The organism is Rhizobium sp. NXC14 (genome assembly GCF_002117485.1).
Taxonomy (GTDB): Bacteria; Pseudomonadota; Alphaproteobacteria; order Rhizobiales; family Rhizobiaceae; genus Rhizobium.
The window spans coordinates 16,747-31,773 of sequence record NZ_CP021033.1 but is presented as its reverse complement, the minus strand read 5'-3'; the positions used below and the strand labels follow the sequence as shown (position 1 = coordinate 31,773).

The following is a 15,027-nucleotide window of genomic DNA, read 5'->3' as shown; positions in this document are numbered from 1 at the left end:
CTGGGACCGGATACCGGAGCAGCGATTGCGCTTACAATGTTGACATCGCGCCGGGGCTTTGTCTCCGCTCAGACAAGGAGGTTCTATGAGCGATATCGCGCACAGCATCGATGAGGTTATCAAGCTCGGATATGCGGAGCTGCTGCGAGCGCACGGTTTCAGGAAGTCCGGGCGGACTTGGCATAAAGCCGATGGAGAAAACTGGCTCGTCGCCAATGTCCAGGCAAGTCGCTCAAATTTCGGTGACAGGGGGCAGTTCACGATAAATCTCGGAGCCTACATGACGTCCGTTGCTGTTCTCTCTGGACAGAGCGCAATTGATGGCAAACCCAAAGAATATGATTGCACCATTCGCGAGCGGCTGGGAAGTCTTGCTTATGGTCAAGACCATTGGTGGATCATTGAGCCGGGAGCAAACTTAAGCGGAATATCTGCTGATCTAGTGGAGAAAATGCAGTCGGTCGGCCTGCCATGGCTCGACGCCCATCGTGACCTGTCGAACGTTGCTGCGGCTCTCCGGGATAGTCCTTCTTTGCAATCGTTTAGCGCGGCTTGGCTGACGGGTGACAAGGCGGAGGCGACTCGGAGATTAAAAGCGGCAATCGCATCCAGACCTGCCGCTAAAGAGCGCTTTACTGCTTGGGCGATCAAGAATGGGATTGCGCTCTGAACGATCTGCGTGCGAGCTACCTAGCCTATGCAGGGATTGTGTCCGAGGCTGAGTCTCGACGCATCGTCTGTGCGATGCCCAAAATGTGATCGTGAATGGCTGCCGCGCTTGCTTCTGCCGTCTTTGACGTAACATCCAAATTCAGCGTAAGCGGGTGTTGGGGAGCGAGGACCTGGGCTCTTCTGCTTTTCTCCCTCGATGCCTGCGCATCAATCGATTTCAACCGCTCGCGACGCGCCGGTGTGGTAACGCGACGCGCCAACTCCTCCTCGTCACAGAGCAATCTCACAGGCACCAGCAGCGCCTCGCGTCGTTGCGCCGCGCCGGCAATTTGCTCAAAGGTTCGAAGACTGCGTTCGTCACCTTCTATGCCAGCATGGGTGAAGATGAAGTTCGCCGAGGTATGGCCATAGGCGACGATTGCATCCAGGACGGCTTGCCGGACCCTTCCGGTATATTCCCATATTCCATTCGGAAGGGGCGTCGTTCCATCGTCATCGAGCAGACGCAGTATCGGGTTGTTGAACCAATGATTATCAATGACCTTCGCGGCCAGCAGCGGGCTTAGTTCTCTCGCGATCGTCAGCTTTCCGACGCCGGGAAAGCCCAAGAGAAGAATAAATAGGTTCATGGGCTGTCTTCCTTATTCACAGCTGACTTCTCGAACCTCGCAGTCACTGCAATCCACGATTAAGAGGCGGTGACTGATTTGGTCGGGCTCATAAGATCATAAATCGTAGCGCGGCTTCGATAAGCCGTCGCTTCCTTTGGTCGTCTCAAAGGCTCATCAAATGCCTACCATGTTGGGAACCGCCTTGCCGTGGGCATCGTCTCCCGGGGATCAGCCGCTTGCCATCGTTTTCCGAGATGCCTGAACGCGGCGTCATCTTCAGAGATGGCATCGAAGCGAATTTTCTCAAGCTTAATGCCGGGACACCAGGGTGGTGATGCCGGCTAAGCGGCTGGAGTTTGCAACGGTATAGGGGCTAGCGCCCTGATTTATTTGGTATTGTTCCGGAAATGGAAGTAATATCGAGGTTTGGTTCCTTTACTTCTCTACTGTCTTCTCACGGCATGTAGTTGCTGTCGCTTTTGAGCGGAGACGAGGAGCTTTCGCAGGGATGAAGCTGAGCGGCGGCTGCTGATCAAAAATGCGTCGGGATATCGACTGTTGCTCCGGAGAGGAGCGGCGCGCCACGTTGATTGATGCAAGGAGCGGCGCCGCGGCGTGTCCTTCGAGGCTACGGCCCTTGGCCTCCGCGCCTCAGCAACCGTCTTTTGATGATAGTGTTGATCATGACGATGAATTTCCGCATGGCGGCGACGAGCGCGACCTTGGGTGGTTTGCCGGCAGCGCGCAGTCGTTTGTGGAAGGCCTTGATGGCCGGACTGCAGCGGATGGCCGAGAGCGTTGCCATGTAGAGGGCGCAGCGGACGGTGGCGCGGCCACCGGCGATGTGGCGATGGCCACGCCAGGTGCCGCTGTCGTGGGCGACCGGGGCGACGCCGACGAGGGCTGCGAGTTTCTTGTCGTCGATGGCGCCGAGTTCGGGCAGTTCGGCGATGAGCACGGCGGCGCCGACCTAGCCGATGCCTGGCACGGTCAGCAGCAGGTCGCGGCGTGCAGCCATGTCGGGTTCGGCCTCGATGGCGAGCGCGATGGCGGCATCGACGCGAGCGAGCTGGCTCTTGAGGGCGGCGAGGGTCTCGCCGATCAGGGTGGCGACGGCTTGCGGGGCGTGTTCGAGGCGGTTCTTCTCAGCGACCGCCATGTCGATGAGCTGGCGGCGGCGGGCGACCAGGGCTGCCAGAGCGATACGGCCGTCGTCGATATGGGGGATCTGTGCCGGCCGCATCGCTCTGGCGAAGTGGAGAATGACGCGGGCCTCGACCTGATCGGTCTTGGCCAGCCGGCCGCTGGCCCTGGCGAAATCGCGCACCTGGCGGGGATTGACAACGGCGACGGCAATACTGGCGGCCATCAGCGCCCTGACGATCGCCATCTCGTAACCGCCGGTGGCTCGACGACGGCCAGCTCGGCGCCGGCTATCGCCGTCGCCAGCGCGGCCCGGCCTGGCGCGTCGTTGTCGAAACGGACAACCGCGGCTTTGCCCTCGACGGCCACGTCGAAATGGGCTTTCGAGACATCGATGCCGACCATGAAAGCTTGGGCAATATGCATGGGTGCTCCTCCTTGCAACGCGGGCTCGAAGCCCAATCAACCGTTCGAGCGAAGACATCGCGACGGAGATGCTCGCTGGGGCACGAGTTCGAAACGCAAGGATGACACGCATCCCCGTCGGTCGCGCAGCCCGTTTATACGCCAACGGCAACGTACAAGGATGAGGGATGTTGGGGGATGCCGCGCCTTGGAGGGCGTCGGCGAGGCCGTGTCGATGGCGGGCGCCGTATGATTTTGCGCGGGCGCGACGCCCAAGAGAGCCTCACCCTGAGGTGCCTGTAAGGGCCTCGAAGGTCGGAGCGGGTGCGCAGGTGTCAAATGACAAGGAGCGGTGTTGCCGCACGCTCCGCACCGGCTGCCGAAGAGGAGCCGCCCTCATGGCGCACGGCCACCAAGGCCGCTAGCCGCTGCCCTGCTCCTTGTCCGCAGCCGCTGCCGAAACCAGCCCGCGTTGCGCGCGCTTCACCCCATCGGGAAGCTGAAACCAATCGTGCCTGGACTCCTCGTAGACGGAAACCAGGGGCGGTGGAAATGCCGGGTCGGCGAACGCGCCAACGGCGACGATGTAGAGGTCGGGATTGAAATCGCCTTCCCAGTATAGGGACGTGCCGCAGTTCGGGCAGAAATGGAATCGCACCTTGCGCCCCTGCGCGGCGTCCCGCTCGAAGATCCTGCGATCCCCCTCGGTCATCACTTCCGCCTTCGCGAAGATCGCGCCGCTGCCGGCCACCGCGCCGGTTCTGCGCTGGCAATCGCGGCAGTGGCAGATGCTCACCATGAGCGGATCGCCTGATGTCTTTGCGCGGAGTGATCCGCAATGGCATTGCGCAAGCCTGTTCATCCGTCAACTCGGTTGCTTTTTGCTGATCTTGTTCGTGGTCGGTTAGAGCGCTGCGTCCCATGAGAGTGTAGGAGGTTACCGCGCCGGCGCTCAAGAGCACTTCAAGGGGCGTGGGTGCGAGTCGCGTCGAAAGGAGCGGCGTTGCTGCGAGTGCTTCGAGGCTCCGCCCTGCCGGCTGCGCACCTCAGCATGAGGGTTGGCGGAGGATGCCGTGGCTGACGTCCGTTGGTGAGTGCCGAGGTCGACGAGAGGCGTTGGAGGGTGTCGGCGGCCACGAGGGAGTGACCCTGCGGTGCCCCATGAGGGCTTCGAACGGCGTGGGGGTTTGATATCGCCCTGACAGAAGCCCGGCGCGGGAGAGTGCGCCGGGCTTCGATAGTGACCGACAGCATGGGAGGAGGAGTGCTGTCTATCGGGCCAAAGCAGCTCGGAGGGCAGCGCTTCGGCTCATCACGAGGTAGTGCCGCAATGCGGCGAATTCAAGCCGATATCCACCAGCGATATCGCGCAGATGATCTCCTGCGCGGACAACCGGGGAGGCGGCGATTTATGATCGGTCGCGAACGAGGGCCGCCTAGTTGTCGCCACATGAGGCCAGTTGGCGTCGTGGCTGCCTGCCGCCGGTTTGCTCTTTTGCAGCGGCGGGTCAACGGCTTTCTGTCCGCGCAGGTTCTGTAAGATCTTCTTTCGGCATGTTCGGCAGGCATCTCCTGGATGGGTTGTCCGCGGACAACTGATGTGGTGATGCTTCATCTTGCCCGCATTTGCTGCTGCTGCCGGGAAGGCTCCTAGGTGGCTTTCCGCTTCTATGTTAATGTTCGGCATGTCTTCATGTGAGGGGGTAGATGGACAGGAAGCTCGCGGCTATCTTAGCGGCCGACGTCGTCGGGTACTCGGCGCTGATGGAGCGGGACGAGACGGGCACGTTCGAGCGTCTCACCGCGATGCGCAAAGCGCTGATCGAACCAGAAGTCACCAAGCGACGCGGCTGCATCTTCAAGCTCATGGGCGACGGCTTGCTCGCCGAATTCGGCAGCGCCGTGGATGCTGTGGAATGCGCGGTGTCGGTGCAGCGCGCGCTGAACGAGCGCAATGCGAAGGTGCCGCAAAACGAGCGGCTGGAGCTGAGGATTGGGCTCAATCTCGGTGAAGTCATTGTCGACGGCGATGACCGCTATGGAGAAGGCGTCAATGTGTCGGCGCGTCTGCAGCAACTCGCTGATCCCGGTGGCATCTGCATCTCCGGCAAAGTCGTGCGGGAGGTCGAAAAGACACTTGCCTTCGGATTTGAATCGATGGGGGAGCAGCAGGTCAAGAATATCACCGAGCCGATCACGGTGCATCGCCTCGTGCAGGAAGGGACTTCACCGGAGACGCGATTGGCGAGGCCACCTGCCCTGCCGAATAGGCCGTCGATAGCCGTGTTGGCCTTTGAGAACATGAGCGGCGATCCAGAACAGGAGTATTTTGCGGATGGACTGGTCGAGGATGTCATCACCAATCTTTCCAAAATTCCGAGCCTGTTCGTCATCGCGCGAAACTCCACCTTCGCATAAACGTCAGGCAGATCGCCAGAGAACTTGGTGTCCGCTATGTGCTGGAAGGCAGTATCCGGCGCTCAGCGAACCGGTTGCGCATCACTGCGCAACTGATCGAAGGGCGGGACGCAACCCATATCTGGGCCGACAGGTTTGAGGGCGCAGCGGAGGACATTTTCGATCTGCAGGATCAGCTAACCGAGCGGATCGTTGGTACACTTGAGCCGACGATCCGGCAGGCGGAGATCGAGCGCGCGCGACGCAAACGGCCAGGCAGCCTGGATGCCTATGATTTTTTTCTCCGCGCGTTGCCGCACACTTATGCCAACACGCCGGCGGAGTCTGATGAAGCCCTGCGGTTGCTGAGAGAGGCCTTGCGTCTTGATCCCGACTACGCCTGCGCACATGGCTATGCCGCCTGGGGATACGAGCAGCGTTTCCTGCGCGGCGGCTTCCATCCCGAGGATAGAGCCGCTGCGCTTAGACACGCGCACGCGGCACTCGCGACAGGCCGGGACGATCCGCAGGCGCTTTGCCTCGGAGCTTTCGTCCATGCCACGATAACCCACGGTTACGAGCGCTCGATCAACGCGCTTGACAGGGCACTGATGCTGGACGGCAATTCGTCGCTCGCTTACGGATTAAGCGCGATGGTCCACATGTTCAACGAAACTTACGACCGGTCACGCGACCATGCATTCAAGGCGCTTCGGCTAAGCCCACTCGATCCAATGAACTACCATTCCTATCTCGCATTGGCTTGGGTCAGCCTGTTTACCTCGCAGTTCGAGGAGGCGGTAAAGTATTCAGCTCTCGGCATCCAGGTGAACCCCGGTTTTAGCATCCTTCATGCCAGCCTGGTGGCAAGTTATGCCAATCTCGATCGGCTGGAGGCCGCTCGAGCCGCTGCCGGGCGCCTCCTGCAGGTCGCGCCTGGCTGGACGATAGGCGAGTTTGTCCGGATGGACGTGGTGCGGCCTCAGCTAATGAATGGGCTGGCGTTGGCGTTGCGCAAGGCCGGACTGCCGGAATAGAACTGCCTTCCATCTAATGGTTTACGGGCGCGAATTTGCTCTTCTGGCGCCGCAAGGATGCCATGCCCGCGAAAGTGCATGAACCATGGCTTTGCCGAAGTAACGAAAGCAACGGTCGATTTGGCTTCCGTACAAGAAATTATACACGTAAAATCATCGACTTGAGATTTTCTAAGCCGAGGCAGTTCCTGCCTTGCGGCGCTTGGAGCGGCAGCGGGCGCCCTCCCCTCACTCGAAATCTCCGGAGGAATGCAACGGCTTGCATCCTTTAGCCGCACCCGGCGTTATCCACGAAGCAATTCGGAGGATAGGGTAATGGTTGATGCGCTCCACCTCAAGAGATATCCCCTCGCCACGGCGATGGTCGCCGCCACCGTCGGGGCGATCGTGTTTATGCAGGCAAGGCAGCGCAGCTCGCTGGCGCCGCCGGCGGCAGTCGCCTGGTCCGGTGACGATCACGGGCGCAGCGCGGCGACACCCGAGGCCATTCCGATGAGCGGCCTTCGCGATGTGTTCTGGCGCGTCTTCCATGAGGTCCTCGACGACCGGGTCACCCTCATTGCGGCGGGCGTGACCTTCTATCTGCTCCTGGCACTGTTTCCGGCCTTGGCAGCCTTGGTCTCGCTTTATGGCCTGGTGGCGGATCCCATCACCATCTCCGAACATCTTCGCGAGCTCGCCGTGCTTCTGCCGCCCGGCGCATTCGATCTTCTTGCCGACCAGATCAAGGCGCTGGTCGAAAACCGCGAGAGCACGCTCGGCATTACCTTTTTCGTCGGTCTTGGCATTGCACTGTGGAGCACGCATAGCGGCACGCTGGCGATCTTCGACGCAATGAACGTCGCCTATGAGGAGAGGGAGAAGCGCAGCCTGGTGCGGCTGAATCTGATCGGGCTCTGCTTTACCCTCTGCGCGATGGTTTTTGCGGTCGTCATGGTGGCGCTCGTCGGCGTGATGCCTGTCGTGCTCTCCTATCTCTGGCTCGACCAGTTCCAGGAGCAGATGGCGCTTCTCTTGAGATGGCCGCTGCTTCTCTTCGTCGCCGCGGTGGCCGTGACCTTGGTCTACCGTTTCGGCCCGAGCCGCGAGCCCGCCAGGATCCGGTGGATGACATGGGGCGCGGGGCTGACTGCGCTCGCCTGGGCCGCCATGTCGCTTGGCTTCTCTTTCTATCTCGAGCATTTCGCCAATTACAACGCGACCTATGGCACCCTTGGCGCGTTGATCGGCTTTCTCATCTGGATCTGGCTTTCCGTAGTCATTCTCATTGTCGGCGCGGAGCTCAATGCCGAGCTGGAGCATCAGACGGCGCGGGACACGACGACGGGCCATCCGCTGCCGATGGGTGCGCGCGGCGCCTATGTCGCCGATACTCTGGGCGAGATCGCGAGCTGAGCGTCTCGGCACGAGGCCGAAAGGGTGAGCGGTTTTCGGACTGCATCATCGCCACTCTTAATCGAGCAGTCTCGATGACTGCTCCCCGATTTGATGTATCTTGTCCTTCGGCAGGTTCGACAGAGGAGACGATCATGACCGCCCCGCATCCTTCCAAAACCCATATCGGCAATCATGCCCTGCATCCCGAAACGCAGATGCTGAACTACGGCTACGATCCCGAACTTTCGGAAGGGGCGGTCAAGCCGCCGGTGTTTCTGACCTCCACCTTCGTCTTCAATTCCGCCGAGGATGGCCGCGATTTCTTCGATTATGTCTCCGGCCGTCGCGAGCCGCCGGCCGGCAAGGGCGCCGGCCTCGTCTATTCGCGCTTCAATCATCCGAACAGCGAGATCGTGGAGGACAGGCTCGCCGTTTACGAGCGGACGGAAAGCGGTGCGCTCTTCTCTTCCGGCATGGCGGCGATCGCCACCACTCTATTCGCCTTCGTCCGGCCGGGGGATGCGATCCTGCATTCGCAGCCGCTCTATGGCGGCACGGAAACCTTACTGGCGAAAACCTTCCTCAATTTCGGCGTCGCGGCGGTCGGCTTTGCCGATGGCGTCAGCGAGGCATCGGTGCAGAAGGCGGCGGATGAGGCAGCCGGCAAGGGTCGCGTGTCCGTGATCCTGATCGAGACGCCCGCCAACCCGACCAACAGTCTGGTGGACGTTGCGATGATCCGGCGCGTGGCCGATGCAATCGGCGCAACGCAGGGGCATGTACCGGTCGTCGTCTGCGACAATACCCTGCTCGGGCCGGTCTTCCAGCGGCCGATCGAGCATGGCGCCGATATCTCGCTCTATTCGCTGACCAAATATGTCGGAGGCCATTCCGATCTGATCGCCGGCGCAGTCCTCGGGCGCAAGGCTGTCATCAAACAGGTCAAGGCGCTGCGCGGCGCGATCGGTACGCAGCTCGATCCGCATTCCTGCTGGATGCTCGGCCGGTCGCTCGAAACGCTGCAGCTACGCATGGAGCGGGCGAACAGCAATGCGCGAGCGGTGGCCGATTTTCTGCGGGATCATCCGAAGGTCGAGACGGTTCATTATCTCCCCTACCACGATCCGGATTCGCCGTCGGGCCGCACCTTCGCCGCGCAATGCACCGGCGCCGGCTCGACCTTCTCCTTCGATATCCGCGGTGGCCAGCCGGCCTCCTTCAAATTCCTGAACGCGCTGCAGGTCTTTAAGCTCGCCGTCAGCCTCGGTGGCACGGAATCGCTCGCAAGCCACCCCGCCGCCATGACGCATTCCGGCGTGCCTGCCGATGTCAGGGAGCGCATCGGCGTGCTGGAATCGACAATCCGGCTGTCGATCGGCATCGAGCATCCGGATGATCTGATCGCCGACCTGGAACTGGCGCTGCAGGCCGTTTGATGCGGCGCACGGAATCGATACCCGGCAGCGCCGGGCATCGAGGTTGAGGTTACTTGTCGTCTGTCGTCAGGTCCGTCTCGTCGGTATTGAGCACGAACACCGCAAGCAGGCGCGCCGGTTTTGTCTTGCTGGCATTCTTGCTGACGGCGTGATGATCGCCGGGAAATTCGGGAAAGCTCTCGCCGGCCTTGTAGGTCTTCTCCGGCCCGTCATTCACCTTGCTAGTGATCGCCCCTTCGAGAACGGTGGCGTAGATGAAGGCCGACTTCGGGTGCGTATGGCCGGGCGACTGGCCCCCCGGTTCATATTCCACCAGCACGGCCTTCATGCTCTTGCCGGGAACATTGGGCAGCTTCTGGTCAAAGACGAGGGTCACCTTGGCTTTGCCGCCAGCGGCGTCAGCGTGAGTGCCGGCGGCAAGGACAAGCGCAAAGGCCGCCGCCGAGATTATTTTCCTGAGCATGTCTGGTCTCCTCAGTCGATGGGAATGGCGATAAGCGCCGGTTTGCTATCAGGCGCTCTTCTTCTGGGGCGGCTGCTGGCTTAGCCAGTCGTCGAAACGGATCTTGCCGAGCCGCGCATTAGGACCAGCCACCAGCGACGTGTCGTCGAGTTCGACGCCAAAATAGCGGGCGTGCGGATCCGCCATCACCTGGCGCGGATCGTTCGTCGCCTTGAAGAGGCGCATGACGATATCGGTCAGCCGAATCTTCTCGGGGCCGCCGATTTCGATCATGCCGTTGACGGGTGCAGAGAGCGCCACGTCCGCCATGACGTCGGCGACGTCGTCCGAGGCGATCGGCTGAAGATAGGCCGGCGACAGATGCACCGCCTGGCCGACCGTGTTCGACTGGGCGATGCCGGCCATAAATTCATGAAACTGGGTGGAGTGCACGATGGTATAGGGAATGCCGGAGTCCTTGATCAGCTGTTCCTGCACCATCTTGGCCCGCATATACCCGCTGCCCTGCAGCCGCTCCATGCCGACGATCGACAGAGCGATGTGGTGCTTCACGCCGGCTGCAGCCCCTGCCTTGAGCAGGTTGCGGCCGGAGGTCTGGAAGAATTCGAGCACGGCCTGGTCTTCGAATGAAGGCGAGTTGGCGAGGTCGAGTACCACCTGCGCCCCGGCAAGCGCTTCGACGACGCCCTTGCCGGTGATCGTGTCGACGCCCGAATTCGGCGAGGCCGCCAAAACGTCGTGTCCCGTCTTGCGCAACCTTTCCACGGTCTTCGATCCGATGAGGCCGGTCCCGCCGATAACAACGATCTTCATGGTAATCTCCCTAGTGCTTTCGAGGAATGTCCTCTGTTGATTGTAAGGTGCGGCCGCAAACGCCTCGCGGATTTTCCGGCCGGCCGAGCACAGCCGACCGCCAAGAGAATGCGCCGGATCGGGAGTTCGAACCATTCTCTCTCTGTCGCGGTCGTCCTATGCCAAGGCTGTAGCGCGGCTCACCTGCGGTCGAGGTGTGGCGTCGGAGAAGAGAAGGCTGGTGTCATCCGGCATCGGCCGGACGTGCCGTTGGTGGAGATGACCGAGGCTGAGAATATCATCACGATCGCGCAGGCCTGCCGGCTTCGCCACGGAGACGGAGGCGTCCAAGCGTTGGGTTGCGGGGTGGGAGACGCGATCCGCGCACTTTGCAATCGTGGATGCAGGGTGACGTTGTTAGGACGCCCGGGCGGCGTCCCAATCCGGCGGCCCGCGAAATTCGATCCCATAACGTTCCGCAAGCTGGAGCAACCGATCCATATGCTCCGGCAGACGAGGAGCGTGCGCAGCTGCCTCGATGAAGAATTCTTCCATGCCACCCGGCGTCAGAATGGTGAGGTTGCGTCCGGGAGAAGCGCTTGCCACTCGAAATGTGTGCGGCACGCCACGCGGCAGGAAGATCGATCTTCCCGCGGCGACCGGGACGATCGCGCCGTTCAGCCAGAACTCATAGTCGCCTTCGATCACATGGATCACTTCGTCCTCGTTGTGATGAATGTGGACGGGCGGCCCGCCGCCGGCAGGCACGGTGCCTTCAAAAACTCCGACAATTCCGCCGCTCTCAAATCGCCCCACGTGTATGGTGTAGGAAGTGTCCATCCAGCTTACGGTCCGCCCGATGCCCCCAACGACATTCATGGCAATTTCCTTCCAAGGTTGAATGGAATAGAGTCTTATACTGCTTTCCAAATTTATTGCTGGAAGCGGCTGCACGGAAATTGAATGATCATATAGGGGATATTGAGTTCGTGAATTTCTCAGCCCTCGATCTCAATCTGTTGCGTGTATTCGACGCCATGATGGCGGAGCTCTCGACCGTGCGAGCCGGCGAGCGTGTCGGCTTGTCGCAGCCGGCCGTGAGTTCGGCGTTGGGAAGACTGCGCACGCTCCTGGACGACGAATTGTTCGTCCGGGAAGGCAATCAGATGATGCCGACCGCCCGGGCGCTCGAGCTGCGTGAACCGATAAGGCAAGCCCTGGCCGGCATGGAAGAGGCATTGGCGACGAACGCTGCCTTCGACCCCGCTACCTCGAGCCGATCCTTCATGCTGGTCGGATCGGACTACTTCTCCTCGCTGTTGATGCCGCCTCTCGCTGCGCGCCTGGCCAAAGCGGCGCCCTCTATCATCCTGCAGATGATCGATCATGCATCATCGGAAGTCTTCGAGATGCTGCGTGACGGCCGGGCTGATATCGTTATCGATCGGTCGCTCGAACCGCCTGAATGGATTGTAAGCCGTAAGCTTTTTCAATCATGGCTGGTATGCGTCGCCAAGCAAGGACATCCGCTCCTTGCCAGCCATGGCATTTGTCCAGGAGACGCCATACCGGCGGACGTCTTCTGCGCTGTTCCCCACGTCCTGCGCTCGGCCGATGGCAGCAGGACGGGGACGATCGATCCCGCCCTTGCACGCCTGGGTCTCGCCAGGCGTGTCATGGTCACGGTGCCGCATTTCCACGCGGTCGCTCTTGCTGTTGAAGCGAGCGAAATGCTGGGGAGCATTCCGGTTCATTTCGCGCGCATGTTGACCGGCCGGCTGATGCTCGACGTGTTCATGCCCCCAATGGATTCGCCGAAAATGGACGTGACCATGTATTGGCTTCGTCGTTTCGATCGCGATCCGGGGAGTGTCTGGCTTCGGGATCAGATTGCGGGCGCCCTCGCCGCACCGGAGCCGCCTTGATTTCGAATATCGATCGAGCCAGATCACAAGAGGATTGAAACCGGCAGCGCAAGTGCCTGATGGCGGTCTTCTCAGAAGAGGCGGACAGCCTCGAAAAGCGCCGTGAGCCCGATGCCGCCGCCGATGCCGATCATGGCGAGGCCGGTTGTGCCTGGTGCCCAGCCGTCCCTGCGGATCAGCTGGCCGTAGAGCCGGGTGACCAGGATCGCGCCGGATGCGCCGAAGGGATGGCCAAGAGCGATGGCGCCGCCCTCTTTGTTGACCGTGTCGGCTGATAGATCCAGCTGATCGAGCGACGCCAGAACCTGGGCCGCGAAAGCCTCGTTGAATTCGATGGCGTCGATTGCGGAAAGGGACAGGTGAGGCTGGCGCTGCAGAAGCTTGTCCGTCGAGGCGACCGGGCCGATGCCGAGCAGGTTGGGGTCGACGCCGGCGGCGGCGCTGTCGATGAAGGCGATGCCTTTTTCGATGCCGAGGCTCTTCGCCATGCCGCGGCTCATGACGAGCACCAGGCAGGCGCCGTCGTTCACAGGGCAAGCATTGCCTGCCGTCACCGAGCCATCCGCCAGGAAAACGGGTTTCAGCTTTGCGAGCGCCTCGAGCGAGGTCGTCGGGCGCGGACATTCGTCTCGCGTTACGGGGCCGCCGGCGGTGGCGATCTCGACGATCTCCGGCCGGAAGCGGCCTGCTTCGGCTGCTGCGACGGCGAGCCGGTGACTGCGTAGGGCGAACTCATCCTGAAGCCGGCGCGAGATGTCAAATTTGCGCGCAACATTTTCGGCGGCGATGCCCATCTCGGGATCGCCGATCGCCTCAGGTGAAAACCGCGCCCGCCCGTAAAAGCGCGGCACTGCGCCATTCGTCTTCGGTCGTTCCACGCGCCACGGCGCAGTGCTGACGCTTTCGACGCCACCGGCAAGGAAACACGAACCGGCCTTCGCCTGGATCAGCCGGGCGGCCATGATGATCGCTTCGAGGCCGGAACCGCATTGCCGGTCGATCGCAACACCGGGAACGGCCATGGGCAGGCCGGCATGGAGGGCGGCCAGCCGGCCGATATTGCCGCCGCCGCCGGCGGCATTGCCGACCAGCACGTCGTCGATGGCATCAGGCGCAACGCCTGTTTCTGCGACGATCCGGCGGATGATGGGGGTAAGCAGGTCTTCGGCTGCAACCGTCGACAGCGAGCCGAAGGCCCGGCCGATCGGCGTGCGGTAGGCGGCGACCACGACCGGCTGCCAATCCTCGTCAGGCTGATAGGCGTAGGACAAGACCGTCTCCCGAAATCACCGATGCCTCTACCTGCCCGCGCGCGATCTTGCCGCTGCTCGTCATCGGCCAGGCGCCGATATGGTAGAATTGCCTGGGGATCTTGAACCTTGCAAGCCTGCCTGCGCAATGCTCGGCAAGCATTTTCGCATCCATCGCCTCCCCCGAGACGACGGCAACGATGCTTTGGCCGTAATAGGGATCCGGCCGCCCGAAGACGACGGCATCTTCGACGCCGCGGCAGGTTTTGAGCGCGCTCTCGACCTCGGCGGGATAGACGTTGTTGCCGCCCGATATCATCATGCCGCCCGCCCGGCCGATCACCCGCAGCATGCCGTTTGCATCGATCTCGCCGAGATCGCCGACAGTCGCGCCCGCCGGGGTGACCCGGAACGCCTGGCCGTCGTCGCCCCAGAGATAGCCGTCGGCAATCAGGTCGCTGTTGACGAAGATGGTGCCCGGCACATCGGTGCCGACATCGTTTTCTTCCGGGTCGCGAATGGAGATTTCGACGCCGGGATAGGCTCGCCCGACCCGGTCGATCGGAAAATCGGTCGCGCCGCCAACGAGCGTCGAAACGGTCATGAAACCGATTTCGGAGGCGCCGTAATATTCCCGGATGCGCGCCTTCGGAAAAAGTCGGCGCATTGATTGGACTTCGTTGAGGTTCAGCTTGGCGCCGGCGGTCAGCACCTCGCGTAAGGATTCCATCGGCTCGCTCCATGCCCGGGCGATGCCCGCTATATGGGTGGGCACGGCAACCAGCCGCTCTATCTTTTCTGAGGAGAGAATGCGCGCGACCGCGCCGGCATCCCATTTCCCGATCGAGTGGAAGGTTGCTCCGGCATCGAGCGCTTCGACGAGTGCGTAAAGCGCGAGCCCATGCGCCAGCGCTCCCGGGCACAGGGTCGAGGGCGCGTCCTGGAGTTCGAACACGAGGCGTCCCCGGTCGAGGCTCCGGCGCCATTGCTCGCGCGAGCGATAATAGGCCTTCGGTTCGGCTGTCGTGCCCGAGGTAAAACCGATCAGGAAGATCCCCTCGGCATCGACGGGCATATCGTCCCCCATCGCCGTGAGGTCGAAGGGTTCCGCTCCGGCGACGATGACAGGGATGCCGAGCCTGCGACCGATTTCGGCGCTCGGGCTGGCAGCATCATCGACGACAAGCGCGTCAGGCGCCAGGCGCTCGACGATGCGCTCGATCGTTGCCTCCGGCATCATCGGATCGATGACCGCGCAGGCATTCGCCAGCGCGGTGGCGGCGATAAAATACTCTGCAAAACCGATGTGATTACCGAGGCTGACCGCTACAAGCTTCTCGACGCCGGGAAGATCGAATGAACGGCCGTTCGAGCGCGGAAGCGCCTGGATGAATCGGTAGATCGCGCCGGCGCGGCTATAGAGTTCGCCATAGCTTAAGGAGTTGCCGTCGATCACGACCGCCGGCTTGTCAGGTCTATCCGTGGCGTGTCGACGAAGCTCCGCGTGGATCGGCATGGG

General features: G+C 61.8%; 14 protein-coding genes and 1 pseudogene. 6 read left to right on the top strand and 9 right to left on the bottom strand.

The genetic code is table 11. From position 1 onward, the window contains the following. Positions 1–85 precede the first annotated feature (85 nt). Positions 86–670 (top strand): DUF4304 domain-containing protein, encoded by a 585-nt coding sequence (locus tag NXC14_RS28140; RefSeq protein WP_085781325.1) that lies wholly within the window; start codon positions 86–88, stop codon positions 668–670. Between the two features lie 25 nt (positions 671–695). Here the strand turns inward: NXC14_RS28140 and NXC14_RS28135 are convergent, their stop codons facing one another. The 4 genes and pseudogenes from NXC14_RS28135 to NXC14_RS32750 form a co-directional block, all read right to left on the bottom strand. After that, positions 696–1,301 (bottom strand): AAA family ATPase, encoded by a 606-nt coding sequence (locus NXC14_RS28135; RefSeq protein ID WP_085781324.1) that lies wholly within the window; start codon positions 1,299–1,301, stop codon positions 696–698. A gap of 610 nt (positions 1,302–1,911) precedes the next feature. Then, a pseudogene (locus tag NXC14_RS28130) lies at positions 1,912–2,852 on the bottom strand (IS110 family transposase). Positions 2,853–3,252: 400 nt separating this feature from the next. Continuing rightward, positions 3,253–3,630, bottom strand: a complete 378-nt coding sequence (locus NXC14_RS28125; protein ID WP_245362246.1) for a GFA family protein — start codon at positions 3,628–3,630, stop codon at positions 3,253–3,255. A gap of 513 nt (positions 3,631–4,143) precedes the next feature. Further along, positions 4,144–4,518: a hypothetical protein gene (locus NXC14_RS32750; protein ID WP_157131516.1), complete on the bottom strand. Its 375-nt coding sequence runs from the start codon at positions 4,516–4,518 to the stop codon at positions 4,144–4,146. Between the two features lie 20 nt (positions 4,519–4,538). Between NXC14_RS32750 and NXC14_RS28115 the strand changes: the two genes are divergently transcribed. The 4 genes from NXC14_RS28115 to NXC14_RS28100 all read left to right on the top strand — a co-directional run bounded on the left by NXC14_RS28115 (position 4,539) and on the right by NXC14_RS28100 (position 9,078). Further along, a complete protein-coding gene (locus tag NXC14_RS28115; RefSeq protein WP_085781321.1) occupies positions 4,539–5,249 on the top strand; it encodes an adenylate/guanylate cyclase domain-containing protein in 711 nt (236 codons plus the stop codon). 74 nt (positions 5,250–5,323) lie between these two features. Continuing rightward, complete coding sequence (locus NXC14_RS28110; protein ID WP_085781320.1) at positions 5,324–6,265, top strand: hypothetical protein; 942 nt, start codon at positions 5,324–5,326, stop codon at positions 6,263–6,265. A gap of 315 nt (positions 6,266–6,580) precedes the next feature. Next, the gene (locus NXC14_RS28105) at positions 6,581–7,660 is read left to right on the top strand and encodes a YihY/virulence factor BrkB family protein (RefSeq protein WP_085781319.1); all 1,080 of its coding nucleotides are present in this window, start codon (positions 6,581–6,583) and stop codon (positions 7,658–7,660) included. A 134-nt stretch (positions 7,661–7,794) separates the two neighbouring features. Then, positions 7,795–9,078, top strand: coding sequence for a cystathionine gamma-synthase family protein (locus tag NXC14_RS28100; RefSeq protein WP_085781318.1), 1,284 nt, complete (start codon positions 7,795–7,797; stop codon positions 9,076–9,078). Between the two features lie 49 nt (positions 9,079–9,127). On the opposite strand, the gene NXC14_RS28095 is transcribed toward NXC14_RS28100, so the two are convergent. From NXC14_RS28095 to NXC14_RS28085, 3 genes are all read right to left on the bottom strand, one after another. Then, a complete protein-coding gene (locus NXC14_RS28095) occupies positions 9,128–9,541 on the bottom strand; it encodes a cupin domain-containing protein (protein WP_085781317.1) in 414 nt (137 codons plus the stop codon). 48 nt (positions 9,542–9,589) lie between these two features. Then, positions 9,590–10,354: an SDR family oxidoreductase gene (locus NXC14_RS28090; protein ID WP_085781316.1), complete on the bottom strand. Its 765-nt coding sequence runs from the start codon at positions 10,352–10,354 to the stop codon at positions 9,590–9,592. Between the two features lie 396 nt (positions 10,355–10,750). Beyond that, positions 10,751–11,212: a cupin domain-containing protein gene (locus NXC14_RS28085; RefSeq protein ID WP_085781315.1), complete on the bottom strand. Its 462-nt coding sequence runs from the start codon at positions 11,210–11,212 to the stop codon at positions 10,751–10,753. 110 nt (positions 11,213–11,322) lie between these two features. Here NXC14_RS28085 and NXC14_RS28080 point away from each other — a divergent pair, with 110 nt between their 5' ends. Further along, positions 11,323–12,258 carry a LysR family transcriptional regulator gene (locus tag NXC14_RS28080; protein ID WP_085781314.1) on the top strand — a complete coding sequence of 312 codons (936 nt, stop codon included), beginning with the start codon at positions 11,323–11,325 and terminating at the stop codon, positions 12,256–12,258. A gap of 71 nt (positions 12,259–12,329) precedes the next feature. Here NXC14_RS28080 and NXC14_RS28075 read toward each other — a convergent pair whose 3' ends face one another. Beyond that, entirely contained in the window at positions 12,330–13,529 is a 1,200-nt protein-coding gene (locus NXC14_RS28075) for a thiolase family protein (RefSeq protein WP_085781313.1), read from the bottom strand. Beyond that, positions 13,507–15,024, bottom strand: coding sequence for an AMP-binding protein (locus tag NXC14_RS28070; protein ID WP_085781312.1), 1,518 nt, complete (start codon positions 15,022–15,024; stop codon positions 13,507–13,509). Before NXC14_RS28070 ends, NXC14_RS28075 begins: the two co-directional genes overlap by 23 nt. Positions 15,025–15,027: the final 3 nt, after the last annotated feature.

Excerpts from the sequence above, each read along its gene's own strand:
- NXC14_RS28140 (WP_085781325.1), top strand. The coding sequence starts at position 86 with ATGAGCGATATCGCGCACAGCATCGATGAGGTTATCAAGCTCGGATAT.
- NXC14_RS28135 (WP_085781324.1), bottom strand. The coding sequence starts at position 1,301 with ATGAACCTATTTATTCTTCTCTTGGGCTTTCCCGGCGTCGGAAAGCTG.
- NXC14_RS28125 (WP_245362246.1), bottom strand. The coding sequence starts at position 3,630 with ATGGTGAGCATCTGCCACTGCCGCGATTGCCAGCGCAGAACCGGCGCG.
- NXC14_RS32750 (WP_157131516.1), bottom strand. The coding sequence starts at position 4,518 with ATGCCGAACATTAACATAGAAGCGGAAAGCCACCTAGGAGCCTTCCCG.
- NXC14_RS28115 (WP_085781321.1), top strand. The coding sequence starts at position 4,539 with ATGGACAGGAAGCTCGCGGCTATCTTAGCGGCCGACGTCGTCGGGTAC.
- NXC14_RS28105 (WP_085781319.1), top strand. The coding sequence starts at position 6,581 with ATGGTTGATGCGCTCCACCTCAAGAGATATCCCCTCGCCACGGCGATG.
- NXC14_RS28100 (WP_085781318.1), top strand. The coding sequence starts at position 7,795 with ATGACCGCCCCGCATCCTTCCAAAACCCATATCGGCAATCATGCCCTG.
- NXC14_RS28095 (WP_085781317.1), bottom strand. The coding sequence starts at position 9,541 with ATGCTCAGGAAAATAATCTCGGCGGCGGCCTTTGCGCTTGTCCTTGCC.
- NXC14_RS28090 (WP_085781316.1), bottom strand. The coding sequence starts at position 10,354 with ATGAAGATCGTTGTTATCGGCGGGACCGGCCTCATCGGATCGAAGACC.
- NXC14_RS28085 (WP_085781315.1), bottom strand. The coding sequence starts at position 11,212 with ATGAATGTCGTTGGGGGCATCGGGCGGACCGTAAGCTGGATGGACACT.
- NXC14_RS28070 (WP_085781312.1), bottom strand. The coding sequence starts at position 15,024 with ATGCCGATCCACGCGGAGCTTCGTCGACACGCCACGGATAGACCTGAC.